This window comes from Streptomyces sp. NPDC005878 (assembly GCF_040629815.1).
In the GTDB taxonomy this organism is placed as follows: domain Bacteria; phylum Actinomycetota; class Actinomycetes; order Streptomycetales; family Streptomycetaceae; genus Streptomyces.
This window is the reverse complement of sequence record NZ_JBEXWK010000005.1, coordinates 59,848-73,775: the sequence shown is the minus strand read 5'-3', so window position 1 is coordinate 73,775 and position 13,928 is coordinate 59,848. Positions and strand designations below refer to the sequence as shown.

Annotated in this window: 11 protein-coding genes; 3 read left to right on the top strand and 8 right to left on the bottom strand. The window is 72.1% G+C overall.

What is annotated here, in order from left to right; all coding sequences use genetic code 11:
* Window positions 1-64: 64 nt before the first annotated feature.
* Entirely contained in the window at window positions 65-1,900 is a 1,836-nt protein-coding gene (locus tag ABZ404_RS10870; protein ID WP_358833729.1) for an NHL domain-containing thioredoxin family protein, read from the bottom strand.
* Window positions 1,901-1,984: 84 nt separating this feature from the next.
* The gene (locus tag ABZ404_RS10865) at window positions 1,985-2,764 is read right to left on the bottom strand and encodes a carbon-nitrogen family hydrolase (RefSeq protein ID WP_358833730.1); all 780 of its coding nucleotides are present in this window, start codon (window positions 2,762-2,764) and stop codon (window positions 1,985-1,987) included.
* Between the two features lie 140 nt (window positions 2,765-2,904).
* On the opposite strand from ABZ404_RS10865, the gene ABZ404_RS10860 reads away from it, so the two are divergent.
* Entirely contained in the window at window positions 2,905-3,729 is an 825-nt protein-coding gene (locus ABZ404_RS10860) for a maleylpyruvate isomerase family mycothiol-dependent enzyme (protein ID WP_358833731.1), read from the top strand.
* 46 nt (window positions 3,730-3,775) lie between these two features.
* Here the strand turns inward: ABZ404_RS10860 and ABZ404_RS10855 are convergent, their stop codons facing one another.
* The 5 genes from ABZ404_RS10855 to pdhA form a co-directional block, all read right to left on the bottom strand.
* The gene (locus tag ABZ404_RS10855; protein WP_358833732.1) at window positions 3,776-5,146 is read right to left on the bottom strand and encodes an MFS transporter; all 1,371 of its coding nucleotides are present in this window, start codon (window positions 5,144-5,146) and stop codon (window positions 3,776-3,778) included.
* A complete protein-coding gene (locus ABZ404_RS10850; protein ID WP_358833733.1) occupies window positions 5,143-5,826 on the bottom strand; it encodes a GntR family transcriptional regulator in 684 nt (227 codons plus the stop codon). Before ABZ404_RS10850 ends, ABZ404_RS10855 begins: the two co-directional genes overlap by 4 nt.
* A 270-nt stretch (window positions 5,827-6,096) precedes the next feature.
* Window positions 6,097-7,518: a dihydrolipoamide acetyltransferase family protein gene (locus tag ABZ404_RS10845; protein WP_358833734.1), complete on the bottom strand. Its 1,422-nt coding sequence runs from the start codon at window positions 7,516-7,518 to the stop codon at window positions 6,097-6,099.
* A 14-nt stretch (window positions 7,519-7,532) separates the two neighbouring features.
* The gene (locus tag ABZ404_RS10840; protein ID WP_358833735.1) at window positions 7,533-8,513 is read right to left on the bottom strand and encodes an alpha-ketoacid dehydrogenase subunit beta; all 981 of its coding nucleotides are present in this window, start codon (window positions 8,511-8,513) and stop codon (window positions 7,533-7,535) included.
* A 2-nt stretch (window positions 8,514-8,515) separates the two neighbouring features.
* Window positions 8,516-9,667: a pyruvate dehydrogenase (acetyl-transferring) E1 component subunit alpha gene (gene pdhA / locus ABZ404_RS10835; RefSeq protein ID WP_358833736.1), complete on the bottom strand. Its 1,152-nt coding sequence runs from the start codon at window positions 9,665-9,667 to the stop codon at window positions 8,516-8,518.
* 344 nt (window positions 9,668-10,011) lie between these two features.
* Here pdhA and ABZ404_RS10830 point away from each other — a divergent pair, with 344 nt between their 5' ends.
* Together ABZ404_RS10830 and ABZ404_RS10825 are read left to right on the top strand one after the other, a co-directional pair.
* Window positions 10,012-10,671 (top strand): response regulator transcription factor, encoded by a 660-nt coding sequence (locus ABZ404_RS10830; RefSeq protein WP_358833737.1) that lies wholly within the window; start codon window positions 10,012-10,014, stop codon window positions 10,669-10,671.
* A gap of 411 nt (window positions 10,672-11,082) precedes the next feature.
* Complete coding sequence (locus ABZ404_RS10825; RefSeq protein ID WP_358833738.1) at window positions 11,083-12,084, top strand: phosphotransferase; 1,002 nt, start codon at window positions 11,083-11,085, stop codon at window positions 12,082-12,084.
* A 75-nt stretch (window positions 12,085-12,159) separates the two neighbouring features.
* On the opposite strand, the gene ABZ404_RS10820 is transcribed toward ABZ404_RS10825, so the two are convergent.
* Window positions 12,160-13,899 carry a protein kinase gene (locus tag ABZ404_RS10820; RefSeq protein ID WP_358833739.1) on the bottom strand — a complete coding sequence of 580 codons (1,740 nt, stop codon included), beginning with the start codon at window positions 13,897-13,899 and terminating at the stop codon, window positions 12,160-12,162.
* Window positions 13,900-13,928 lie beyond the last annotated feature (29 nt).

The following is a 13,928-nucleotide window of genomic DNA, read 5'->3' as shown; positions in this document are numbered from 1 at the left end:
ACCGGGAGAACCGCCTCCGCCCCCACCCGCCCCCGGAGGGGTCAGGGAGGGGGCGGGGAGGGGCTCACCCGTCCAGGCCCGCCAGGACCAGCGGCAGGCGGGACGTCGCGCCCGGGACCAGACGGACCGGGACCCCCCAGTCCTGCTGGTGCACATGGCACGCCGGGTACTCGTTCGCCGGGTCGTCGTCGCACGAGGCCGCCATCGCGGAGACGTGCAGGACGCCCTCCGGAACCGACGGGTCCAGCGTCAGGTCACGGGACAGGTCCGTCCCCGTCCCCTCCCCGGCCACCAGCAGCTCCACCGGCGTGGAGGACACGATCAGCCGCGTCGACGGGCCGTACCGGGTGTCCAGCTTCTGGCCCGCCGGCGCCTGGAAGACCACGTCCAGCCGGAGCACCCCCGGCGCGACCTCGGTCGCCTCCCGCCGCGTGCGGTGCGCCACCGAGTCCACCCGTACCGCCTCCTCCGGCAGCCGCAGCCGGGTCAGCCGGTGCCGCGCCGACTCCACCACCACGATGTCGTCCCCGACGAGCACCGCGTCGCTGGGCTCCCGCAGGTCCGTGGCCAGCGTGGTGACCTCACCCGACGCCGGGTCGTAACGGCGCAGCGCGTGGTTGTACGTGTCGGACACCGCCACCGACCCGTCCGGCAGCGCCGTCACCCCCAGCGGATGCTGGAGCAGTGCCTGCCCCGCCTCGCCGTCCCGGTGCCCGAAGTCAAAGAGCCCGGTCCCGACGGCCGTGCCCACGACGTACCCCGGTCCGGAGCCGGAGCCGGACCCGGAATCCGCGCGCTCCACGTACCGCAGCGCGGAGTTCTCCGAGTCGGCCACCCACAGCCTGTCCCCGGCCGCCGCCAGGCCGGACGGCTGCGCGAACCACGCCTCGGCGGCCGGGCCGTCGACCAGGCCCTCCTGCGTCGTCCCGGCGGCGACCTCGACGGTCCCGCTCTCCGGGTCGTACGTCCACAGCTGGTGCACCCCGGCCATGGCGATCCACACCTTGCCCTGCCACCAGGCGACGTCCCACGGCGAGGACAGGTCGACCTCCAGGGCCGGCCCGGAGGTGGGCGAGCCCTGCCACCACTGCTTGCCGGTGCCCGCGACCCGCTCCACCGCCCCGCTCACCGGGTCGAGGACGCACAGCGCGTGGTTGACGGTGTCCGCGACGACCACCCGCCCGTCCGGCAGCAGCGCCAGCCCCTGCGGCTCCTTGAACGCGCCGCCGCCGATCCGCCGGACGACGCTCTCCCCGTCCGGCTCCAGCTCGACCAGCTCGTGCCGCGTGGTGTCCGAGACCAGGAAGTTCCCGCTGCCCGGCAGCACGACCGCCTTGCCCGGGAAGCGCAGCCCGCCCGCCACCGGCTCCGGCGGCACGTACGGCCCGTCCCCGCGCCGCAGCGTCCCCTTCGCCGCGTGCTCGGCCTCCAGCTCCTCCACCAGCCTCGCGATGGCGTGCGCATGGCCCTCACCGGCGTGCTGGGCGACGATGTACCCCTCGGGGTCGATCACGACGAGCGTGGGCCAGGCCCGCACGGCGTACTGCTTCCAGGTCGCGAGCTCGGGGTCGTCCAGGACCGGGTGGTGCACCTGGTAGCGCTCCACGGCGTCCACGACGGCCTGGTGCTCGGCCTCGTGCACGAACTTCGGCGAGTGCACCCCGACGATCACCACGGTGTCCCGGTGCTTCTCCTCCAGCTCCCGCAGCTCGTCCAGGACGTGCAGACAGTTGATGCAGCAGAAGGTCCAGAAATCCAAGATCAATACGCGGCCTCGGAAGTCGGCGAGCTTCAGATCCTTCCCGCCGGTGTTGATCCAGCCCCCTTTGCCGATCAGCTCAGGAGCACGGAGGCGGGCACGGCGGGGCGCGGGGGTGGGCGCCGGGGCAGCATCGTTCATCCTTCAAGCTTGCCATTGGCCCGTGAACACCGGATCACGGCCGTACGACGCCGTGGCCCCGCGGAGGTAGGGGGCGGGCCCGGTTCAGGGCAGGCGGCGGTCCTTCAGGGCCGGGAACCGCTCCCGCGTCGCCGCCACCTTCTCCGGGTCCAGCTCGACCGTGAGGACCTCCTCGCCCTCGCCCGCCTCGCCCAGGACCTCGCCCCAGGGGTCGACCACGACGCTGTGGCCCGCCTGCGGGACGCCCGCGTGGCTGCCGCCGGTGCCGCAGGCCAGGACGTACGCCTGGTTCTCGACCGCGCGCGCCCGGGCGAGCAGGGTCCAGTGGGCCAGGCGTCGGGCGGGCCAGCCGGCCGGGACGACGAAGGTCTGGGCGCCCGCGTCGACCAGGCCCCGGAACAGCTCGGGGAAGCGCAGGTCGTAGCAGGTCGCGAGGCCGAGGGTGGTCTGCGGCAGGGCCACGGTCACCAGCTCGGTGCCCGCGCTCATCAAGACCGCCTCGCCCTGGTCGAAGCCGAAGCGGTGGATCTTGCGGTAGACGGCCGCCAGTTCGCCCTCGGGCGAGAAGACCAGGGAGGTGTTGTAGAGGCCGCCGTCCGCGCCGCGCTCGGGAATCGAGCCGGCGTGCAGCCAGACTCCCGCGTCCCGCGCGGCCTCTGACATGGCCTCATGCGTCGGCCCGTCAGCCGCCTTCTCCGCCTCGGCCGCGAAGCTCTCGTACGCGAACGCCCCCACCGTCCACAGCTCCGGCAGGACGACGAGGTCGCTGCCCGACTGCTCCCGTACCAGCGCCGCCGCGCGCCGCCTGCGGGAATCCACCGATTCCTGAGGGTCTACACCGAATTGGATGAGGGAGGCGCGCACACTACCACCGTCCTGGCATTCGAGTTGTCAACACGGGCCTACGATCGTCACACGAAAGCACTGCCGGGGTGCCTTTCGGCAGCGTAACTTAACTGCCACAGCGCCCAGCCCGCGTACGTACAGAACCGCCGAGGGGTCCCGTGACCGTCCATCCCAGCCTCCAGACCTACGCCGATGCCTGGACCCATTCCATCGAGGCGATATCCGAGCTGGTGATGCCGCTCGTCGAGGGGGAGTGGAACCGTGCCACGCCGTGTCCGGCGTGGTCGGTGCGCGACATCGTGTCGCACATCATCGGGATGGAGTGCGAACAGCTCGGCGACCCGCGGCCGATCCACACCCTGCCGCGCGATCTCTACCATGTGCAGAGCGAGTTCGCGCGCTACATGGAGATGCAGGTCGATGTGCGCCGGCACCACACCGCGCCGGAGATGACCTCGGAGCTGGAGTACACGGTCATCCGCCGGGCGCGTCAGCTGCGCAACGAGACCCGCGATCCCGGCACCCTGGTCCGCGCGCCGCTCGGCACCGAGCAGACCCTGGAACTGGCGCTGCGGATGCGGGCGTTCGACGTGTGGGTGCACGAGCAGGACCTGCGGTGGGCGCTGGGCCGGCCGGGCAACCTGGACTCCCCGGGTGCGTACGTCGCCCGTGACATCCTGCTGCACACCCTGCCGAAGGTCGTCGCCAAGGACGCGGGCGCCCCGGCGAACTCGGCCGTCGTCTTCGACATCCACGGGCCGGTGGAGTTCCTGCGGACGGTACGGGTCGACGCCGAGGGGCACGGCACGATCGACGGCGCGCCCTCGCTGGGCCCGCTGGTGACGATCGCGATGGACTGGGAGACGTTCGTACGGCTGGCCTGCGGCCGGGTGCGTCCGCACGCGGTCGCGGACCGGGTGAAGACCGAGGGCGACCAGGAGCTGGCGGCGGCGATCCTGCGGAACTTCGCGGTCACGCCGTAGGCGCGGACGCCCGCCGGGCGTCGCCCCGCCCCGGCCCCCGCGTGCGTCACGCCGGTACGTGGACCGCCTCCACCCGGCTCGCGACCAGCCGCTCCCGTTCGCGGTGGGCCGCCCGGCCGCGCAGCCGCAGGATCTGGGCGATGCCGAGCGCCTGGAGGACGAAGACCGAGGCGAAGGCGATCCGGTAGTTGTCGCCGGTGGCGTCGAGGAGCACGCCGATCGCCAGCAGGGTCGTCATGGAGGCCGTGAAGCCGCCCATGTTGACGATGCCGGAGGCGGTGCCCTGGCGCTCGGGCGGGTTGGCGGGGCGGGCGAAGTCGAACCCGATCATCGAGGCCGGGCCGCAGGCGCCCAGCACCACGCACAGGACGATCAGCAGCCACATCGGGGTGTGCGGCGCGGGGTAGGCGACGGCGGCGGCCCACAGGACGGCGGTCGCCCCGACCGTGCCGAGGGCGAGAGGCGCGCGGGCGGCGTGGTGGCGGGCGATGACCTGCCCGTACACCAGGCCCACCACCATGTTGGAGAGCACCACCAGGGTCAGCAGCTCGCCGGCCGTCCCCCGCGAGTGCCCCTGGGCCTCGACCAGGTACGGCATCCCCCACAGCAGCAGGAACACCATGGCCGGGAACTGCGTGGTGAAGTGCACCCACATGCCCAGGCGGGTGCCGGGCTCGCGCCAGGACTCGGCGATCTGGCGGCGTACGTAGGCGGCCCCGGCGTGCGTGGCGGGCGGCGGCTCGTGGCCCTCGGGGTGGTCGCGCAGGAAGAGCAGCAGCAGGACCAGGACGACGACGCCCGCGAGCGCGCTGCCCGCGAAGGTGGCGGTCCAGCCGATCCCGTGCAGCGCGCGGGAGATGACGATGGTGGAGACGAGGTTGCCCGCCATCCCGAAGAGCGCGGCGACCTGGGCGATCAGCGGTCCGCGCCGGACGGGGAACCAGCGGGAGCCGAGCCGCAGGACGCTGATGAACGTCATGGCGTCGCCGCAGCCGAGCAGGGCGCGGGAGGCGAGGGCGGTGCCGTAGGAGGGCGAGAGGGCGAAGCCGAGCTGCCCGGCGGTGAAGAGGACGACGCCCAGGGTCAGCACCTTCTTGGTGCCGAGGCGGTCGACCATGAGGCCGACGGGTATCTGCATCCCCGCGTACACGAGCAGCTGGAGTATGGAGAAGGTGGAGAGCGCGGAGGCGTTGACGCCGAAGCGGTCGGCGGCGTCGAGTCCGGCGACGCCGAGGCTGGTGCGGAAGATGACGGCGACGAAGTAGACGCTGACGCCGATGCCCCACACGAGGGCCGCGCGGCGTCCGCCGAGGGCCGCGCGCACGGGCCCGGGCCCGGCGGGGGAGCCGGAGGAAGCCGAGGAACCGGAGGAGCCGGAGTCGGACGAGGAGGGCGAGCCGGAGGAGGCGGAACTCATCGTTCCGCACCCCGGACCAGGACCTTGACCCAGCTCAGGTGCTGGCGCACGCAGTGCGCGGCGCGCTCGGCGTCCCCGGCCCTGATGGCGTCCAGCATCTCCTGGTGCTCGGTGATGTTCTTGGCGATCCGGTCGGGCTGGGCGTGCATCACGGCGACGCCCATCCGCAGCTGGCGGTCGCGCATCTGGTCGTAGAGGCGGGAGAGGATCTCGTTGCCGGCGTTGCGGACGATCTCGGCGTGGAAGCAGCGGTCGGTGACGGCGACGGCGGCGAGGTCGCCGGCGGCCGCGTTCTCCTTCTGCTCCGCGAGCAGCTCCTCCAGGCGGGCGATCAGCCGCGCGGGCGCGGGCACCGCCCTGCGGACGGCGAACTCCTCCACCAGCAGCCGCGTCTCGACCACATCGGCGGTCTCCTGCGCGGAGACGGCGAGGACGAGGGCGCCCTTCTTGGGGTAGAGCCTGATGAGCCCTTCCACTTCGAGCTTGAGCAGCGCCTCGCGCACGGGTGTGCGCGACACCCCGACGGCCTCGGCCAGCTCGCCCTCGGTGAGGAGCGTGCCGCCCTCGTAGCGCCGCTCCAGGACGGCCTGCTTGACGTGCATGTAGACGCGGTCGGCGGCGGGCGGCTGCTTGACGGGGGCGGGCACGGGCGGGACGGCGGAGGCGGGAGCGGACGGCATGCGCACAGGATAGATACAACAGGTGTACGTGAGAAAGGGGCGTCCGGATGCCGGAACGCCCCCCGTAGCCTGCCTGCCCGTCGCTCGCCTGCCTGCTTGGCCGCCAGGCCCGCCAGGCCCGCCAGGCCCGCCAGCGGGTGACACGACCGCACCACCGGACGACCACCCCCCGGCCCGGCTGCGCCACCGCACCACCGCACGACCACACGACCGTGCCCCCGGGCGCCGAAGCGGCCGGGGGCACGGAGGCGTGCGTTCAGGGCGGTGTGGTTACGCCCAGGTGATCAGCCGCTTGGGCTGCTCCAGGATCGCCGCCACATCGGCCAGCACCTTGGAGCCCAGCTCGCCGTCGACCAGGCGGTGGTCGAACGACAGCGCCAGGGTGGTGACCTGACGGGGCTTCACCTTGCCCTTGTGGACCCACGGCTGGAGCTTGATCGCCCCGACCGCCAGGATCGCCGACTCGCCGGGGTTGAGGATCGGCGTGCCGGTGTCGACGCCGAAGACGCCGACGTTGGTGATGGTGACCGTGCCGCCCTGCATCGCGGCGGGCGAGGTCTTGCCCTCGCGGGCCGTCGCGACCAGGTCGCCCAGCGCCGAAGCCAGTTGCGGCAGCGTCTTGTCGTGGGCGTCCTTGATGTTCGGGACGATCAGGCCGCGCGGGGTGGCGGCCGCGATGCCCAGGTTCACGTAGTGCTTGAGGACGATCTCCTGCGCCGCCTCGTCCCACGCCGCGTTGACGTCGGGGTTGCGCTTGATGGCGACGAGCAGCGCCTTGGCGATGATCAGGAGGGGGTTGACCCGCAGGCCCGCCATCTCCTTGTCGCCCTTGAGCTCCTCGACCAGCTTCATCGTGCGCGTCACGTCGACCGTCACGAACTCGGTGACGTGCGGCGCGGTGAACGCCGAACCGATCATCGCCTGCGCGGTCGCCTTGCGTACGCCCTTGATGGGGATACGGGTCTCACGCGCGCCCGGGGACACAACCGCCGCGGCGGGCGCGGGAGTTGTTTCACGTGAAACACCGGCGGCCGCGACCTGCCCGGCCTGCCCGGTCTGCTGGGGCTGCTCGACGGCCGGGGCGGCCGCCGCGTGGACGTCCTCGCGGGTGATGACCCCGTCCGGTCCGGTCGGGACCACGCTCGCCAGGTCGATGCCCAGGTCCTTGGCCAGCTTGCGGACCGGCGGCTTGGCCAGCGGGCGGGCGACGGGCGCGGAGCCGTGGCCGTTGAGCTCGCCCTGCACCGCGGCCGCGGCCAAGGCCTGGCCGGGCATCGGGGCGCCCTTGCGGGGGCGGCGCTTGGTGGAGGCCTCGGCGACGCCGTAGCCGACGAGCACGGGCTGGCGGCCCTTGGGCTTCTCGGGCTCGGCGGGCGCCTCGGCGACCGGGGCCTGGGCGGGAGCGGCGGCCTCGGGGGCCGGCTCGCCGGAGCCCGGAGCCACGTCCACCGAGATGATCACCTCGCCGACGTCCACCGTGGTGCCCTCGGGGAAGCGCAGCTCGTGCACCACCCCGTCGAACGGGATCGGCAGCTCGACGGCCGCCTTCGCCGTCTCCACCTCACACACGACCTGGCCGTCGGTGACGGTGTCACCGGGCTGGACGTACCACTTGAGGATCTCCGCCTCGGTGAGCCCCTCGCCGACGTCCGGCATCTTGAACTCGCGGAAGCGGGCGGAAGTTTCAGTCATGGTCACGGGTCTCCTCAGTACGCCAGCGAGCGGTCGACGGCGTCGAGCACCCGGTCCAGACCCGGCAGGTACTCCTCCTCCAGGCGCGCCGGCGGGTACGGGGCGTGGTAGCCGCCGACCCGGAGCACCGGTGCCTCCAGGTGGTAGAAGCTGCGCTCGGAGATCCGCGCGGCGATCTCCGCGCCGGCGCCGTAGAACACCGGCGCCTCGTGGACCACGACCAGGCGGCCGGTCTTCTCCACCGACGCCTGCACCGCGTCGAAGTCGATCGGGGACATCGAGCGCAGGTCCAGGACCTCGATCGACTTGCCCTCCTCGGCGGCGGCCGCGGCGGCCTCCACGCAGACCTTCACCATCGGACCGTACGCCACGAGGGTGAGATCCGAACCCTCCACGACCGTGCGGGCCTTGTGCAGAGGACCCGGGATGGCCTCGGTGTCGACCTCGCTCTTGTCCCAGTAGCGGCGCTTGGGCTCGAAGTAGATGACCGGGTCGTCGGACTGGATGGCCTGCTGCATCATCCAGTACGCGTCGGCGGCGTTGGAGGGCGAGACCACCTTGAGGCCGGGAACATGCGCGAAGAGCGCCTCCGGGGACTCGCTGTGGTGCTCGACCGCGCCGATGCCGCCGCCGTAGGGGATGCGCACGACGACCGGCAGCTTGATCTTGCCGAGCGCGCGGGCGTGCATCTTGGCGAGCTGGGTGACGATCTGGTCGTACGCCGGGAAGACGAACCCGTCGAACTGGATCTCCACGACCGGGCGGTAGCCGCGCAGGGCCAGGCCGATCGCGGTGCCGACGATGCCGGACTCGGCGAGCGGGGTGTCGATGACCCGGCCCTCGCCGAAGTCCTTCTGGAGCCCGTCGGTGACCCGGAAGACACCGCCGAGCTTGCCGACGTCCTCGCCCATGATGAGGACCTTGGGGTCGGTCTCCATCGCCTTGCGCAGCGACTCGTTGATCGCCTTGGCGATGGGAAGCTTCTGTACGGTCATGGCTACTTGCCCTCCCCGTCGGCGAAGGACGCCTGGTAGGCCGCGAACTGGGCCCGCTCCTCGTCGACGAGCGCGTGCCCGTCGGCGTAGATGTTCTCGAAGATGGCCATCCGGTCCGGGTCGGGCATGGCGCGGACCGCCTCGCGGACCCGCTTGCCGAGCGTCTCGGACTCCTCCTCCAGGGAGGCGAAGAACGCCTCGTCGGCGTGCCCCTCATTGCTGAGGTAGGTCTTCAGACGCAGGATCGGGTCCTTGGCCTCCCAGGCCTCGCGCTCCTCGTCGGCCCGGTACTTGGTCGGGTCGTCGGAGGTGGTGTGCGCGCCCATCCGGTACGTGAACGCCTCGACCAGGGTCGGGCCCTCGCCGCGCCGGGCCCGCTCCAGGGCGGACCGGGTCACCGCCAGACACGCCAGCACGTCGTTGCCGTCGACCCGGACGCCGGGGAAGCCGTAGCCCTGGGCGCGCTGGTAGAGCGGCACCCGGGTCTGCTTCTCGGTCGGCTCCGAGATCGCCCACTGGTTGTTCTGGCAGAAGAACACGACCGGGGCGTTGTAGACGGCGGAGAAGGTGAACGATTCCGCGACATCGCCCTGGCTGGAGGCGCCGTCGCCGAAGTACGCGATCACGGCCGAGTCCGCGCCGTCCTTGGCCACGCCCATGGCGTAACCGGTCGCGTGCAGCGTCTGCGAGCCGATGACGATCGTGTACAGATGGAAATTGTTGCTGTTGGGATCCCAGCCGCCGTGGTTGACGCCACGGAACATGCCGAGCAGGTTGGTGGGGTCGACCCCCCGGCACCAGGCGACACCGTGCTCCCGGTAGGTCGGGAAGACGTAGTCGTCGTCGCGCAGGGCGCGGCCGGAGCCGATCTGGGCGGCCTCCTGGCCGAGCAGCGAGGCCCACAGGCCCAGCTCGCCCTGGCGCTGCAGTGCGGTGGCCTCGGCGTCGAAGCGCCGGGTCAGCACCATGTCGCGGTAGAGCCCGCGCAGCTCTTCGGGGGTCAGGTCAACGTCGTAGTCAGGGTGCTCGACCCGCTGGCCCTCGGGCGTCAGCAGCTGTACGAGCTGAGGGTCGGCCACAGCCTTCCCGGCGCTGCTACCGGTGCGCTTGCTGCTGCGTCGCGGTTTGCGCGCGGCAGTGCTCTCCACGGTCACGTGCGTGCTCCTCCGTCTGTCCGGCCCCCGGGTTCGCCGGTGTGGCCAGTTGCGGCTCCTCGCCTGCTTCCGGTCGCGGTGCACGGGGGTGGGTGCGCCTCACCGGGAACCAGGCGTGACAGGTGCCCCGGCGAGCGCCCTGTCATAGGCACGTTACCCAGTGCTGCGCATTCCTGCGAAACCCCATTTGACCTGCGATTTTGCTTGGATTTCCAAGTAAATCGAGAAAGTGGGGAACAACCACTGGTCACAGCACTGATGACAGCCTTGCAGGCCGCCGGAACAACGGCACGTTATCCCGGTGACCTACGACACGGGAAGAGCGAATGTGTGAGACTGATTCCGTGCGCGAACCAGGCAAAATCACCGTATTCCTGCTCGACGACCACGAAGTGGTCCGCCGTGGCGTCCACGAAATGCTCTCCGTCGAGGACGACATCGAGGTGGTCGGCGAGGCCGGTACCGCGGCGGATGCCCTGGTCAGGATCCCGGCGACCCGTCCGGATGTCGCCGTCCTCGACGTCCGGCTGCCCGACGGCAGCGGCGTGGAGGTCTGCCGCGAGATCCGCTCGCAGGACGAGGACATCAAATGCCTGATGCTGACCTCGTTCGCGGACGACGAGGCCCTGTTCGACGCGATCATGGCGGGTGCGTCCGGATATGTCCTCAAGGCGATCCGGGGCAGTGAGCTGCTCTCGGCGGTACGGGACGTGGCGGCGGGCAAGTCCCTGCTCGACCCGGTCGCGACCGCCCGCGTCCTGGAGCGGCTGCGCGACGGCGGCGCCACCAAGGGCGACGACCGGCTGGCGAGCCTCACGGACCAGGAGCGCAGGATCCTCGACCTGATCGGCGAGGGCCTCACGAACCGGGTGATCGGCGAGCGGCTGCACCTGGCGGAGAAAACGATCAAGAATTACGTCTCCTCGCTCCTGTCCAAACTGGGAATGGAACGCCGCTCCCAGGCAGCGGCCTACGTAGCCCGCCTCCAGGCAGAACGCCACTAGCCCCCACCCGGGCCGCACCTTTCAAGCACCCCGAGCACGCCCGCCCAGGGGCGCGGGGAACGGCGCGAGCAACCCACCACAGCCCGCAGACGCCCAACAAGCCCCCGGGGACGGCTGTCCCGCCCGAGCCCCGCATCCCCCTCAAGGGGCGCGGGGAACTGCGCGACAAGCCCCCACCGCCCCGCAGACGAACAGCAAGCCCCCGGGGCGGCGGACCCACCCCGAGCCGATGCAACCCCTAAGGGGCGCGGGGAACGGCGCGAGCAACCCATCACGGCCCGCAGACGAAAACAAGCCCCATCACGACCCGCAGACGACCAGCAGGCCCCACTACACCCCCTCCCACCCCCACCACCACCCGAATCCCCAGAGCCACACCCCCACCACGCCCCGTGATCTAACATCTGGCGCGTGCCGCGCTCATATGCAACACCGCCCGTGAGGAACCTGCTGCGCCGATACGCCTCCCTCGGCGAGCCCCTCACCTGCGAACCCGTCGCCCAGGGCCTCCTCAACCGCGGCTACCGCCTCGCCACCACCCGCGGCGAGTTCTTCCTCAAGCACCACCTCGACGGCGACCGCGAGGCCATCGTCCGCCAGCACGACGCGACCCGCCGCCTCCAGGCCCTCGGCGTCCCCGTCGCACCCCCCGTACCGGACGCCGACGGCGACACCGTCACCGTCCTCGGCGGCCGTTGCTACGCCCTGCACCCCTGGGTCCACGGCCGCCACCGCGACGGCGCCCAGCTCGGCGCCGTCGGCTCGGGGCGGCTCGGCGCGCTGCTCGGGCTCGTCCACATCTGCCTGGAGCAGGTCATGGAGGGGCGCGGTCCGGCCGCCGACCATCCCAGCGCCGACCCCGCCGACACCTTCGCCCTCATCGACGACCTGCTCACCCTCGCCCGCCGCAGCCGCCCCCGCGACTGCTTCGACGAACTCGCCGAGCACCGGCTGCGCGAGCGCCGCGACCTCATCGAGCGGCACGCCCACCGCCGCCCGCCCCCGCAGGAGGCCGGGGCCTGGGTGCACGGCGACTTCCACCCGCTGAACCTGCTCTACCGCGGCAAGGAGCCCGCCGCGATCGTCGACTGGGACCGCCTGGGCGTCCAGCCCCGTGCGGAGGAGGCGGTACGGGCCGCGGTCATCTTCTTCGTACGCCCGGCGGGGGAGCTGGAGCTGGACAAGGTGCGCGCGTACTCCCGCGCGTACCGGCAGGCCACCGGCGCGGACCCGGCGGAGCTCGCCGCCGCCGTCCACCGGGTGTGGTGGGAGCGGCTCAACGACTTCTGGATCCTGCGCTGGCGCTATCTGCTGCACGACCGAAGGGCCGACCCGCAGTTCCCCGCGGCGTCGGCCCTGGCGGTCTGGTGGACCCGCGAGTACGAGGCGGTGTGCGAGGCGTTCGCGGACTAGCCCCGCACCGCCCGCATCCCCCGTCGCACCGCCCGGCCGAACCGCCCTGGCCGCAACGCCTGCCCGCGGCCCCGGTCAGGGCTTCGGGGAGGCGCCGCCCGTCGTCGCGCCACCGGTGGTCGTGCCCTTGGTGTCGCCGTTCCCGCCGTCGGTCGTCCCGGCGGTCGTGCCCGCGCTGGTCCCGGTGGTGGTGCCGGCCGTCGTGCCCGCGCTCGTCCCCGAGGTGGTGCCCGACGTCGTCCCCTGGTCCGTGCCCGAGGTCGTCCCGGAGGTCGTGCCCTCGTCGGTGCCGGAGGTCGTCCCCTGGTCCGTCCCGGACGTCGTGCCCTGGTCGGTGCCGGAGGTCGTGCCCTGGCTCGTCCCGGACGTCGTGCCCTGGTCGGTGCCGGGCGACGGCGAGCGCTTCTTGCTGTGCCTGGGCGACGGCGTGTACGGCGGCGGGTAGTTGCCGCCGGTCGTCGACGTCTGCTCCTGGCCGCGGCTGGCCTGGTCGTCGGGCGACGGCGACGTCTTCGACTCGTCGGACGGCGAGGGGGAGTGCGAGACGGCCGGCTTCTTCGGCGTCTGGTCGCCGTCCTTCTTGTCCCCCGCCTTCATCGCGAACGCGACACCCGCCGCGATCGCGATGATCGCGAGCACCACGAACAGGATGACCTTGCCCCGGCCGCCGGACTTTCCGTTGCCGTTGTAGCCGCCGTTGTTGTAGCCACCGGAGCCGTAACCCCCGTCGTAGCCGCCGTCGTCCGGGTTCATCGGCGGCAGGATCGGGCCGTGGAACTGCGAGGTCTCCCCGTGCCCGGGGTGGCCCATGGCACCGGTCGCCCCGGTCATGCCCATGGCCGCGGTACGGCCGACGTCGTGCATGACCTCGACCGGACCGGTGTTCCAGGTGCCGGTGTGGCCGCCCTGCGCCTGGAGCATCTGCAGTCCGTACTGGACCAGGCCGCGCATCTCCTCGGCGGACTGGAAACGGTCGTCGGGGTCCTTGGCGAGAGAACGCATGACGAGGCCGTCGAGTTCCGGCGGCGCCACGGAGGCCACCTGCGACGGCGGCACCGGGGTGTCCTGCACGTGCTGGTAGACCACCGACAACGGTGTCTCACCGGTGAAGGGCGGGCGCAGCGCGAGCAGTTCGTACAGCAGGCAGCCCGTCGCGTACAGGTCGGAGCGGTGGTCGACGGCCTTGCCGAGCGCCTGCTCCGGCGAGAGGTACTGCGGCGTGCCCATGACCATGCCGGTCTGCGTCATCGTCGACTGCGCGCCGTGCAGGGCGCGCGCGATGCCGAAGTCCATCACCTTCACGGCACCGGTGTGCGTGATGATCACGTTCGCGGGCTTGATGTCGCGGTGCACGATGCCGTGCTGGTGCGAGTACGCCAGCGCCTCCAGGACACCGGAGACGATGATCAGCGCCTGCTCCGGCGGCGGAGCCTCCGCCTGCACCAGCAGGTCGCGGATGGTGCGGCCCTCGACCAGCTCCATCACGATGTAGGGGACGGTCCGGCCGCCCACCACGTCCTCGCCCGAGTCGTACACCGCCACCACCGCGTGGTGGTTGAGCCCGGCCACCGACTGCGCCTCGCGCGTGAAGCGGGCCTTGGAGACCGGGTCCTCGGCGAGGTCGGCGCGCAGCAGCTTCACCGCGACCGTACGGCCCAGACGCACGTCCTCCGCCGCGAAGACCTCGGCCATACCGCCCCGGCCGAGCCGGTGCGTCAGCCGGTAGCGGCCGTCACCGACGAGTCCGCCGACCCACGACTCGTGGTCCTGCGCATCGGGCATCCCGGCGCCGCTTCCCTCGGGTTCGGGTGCCATCAGTCCTCGCCGTCGTGTCTGGCCGCGTC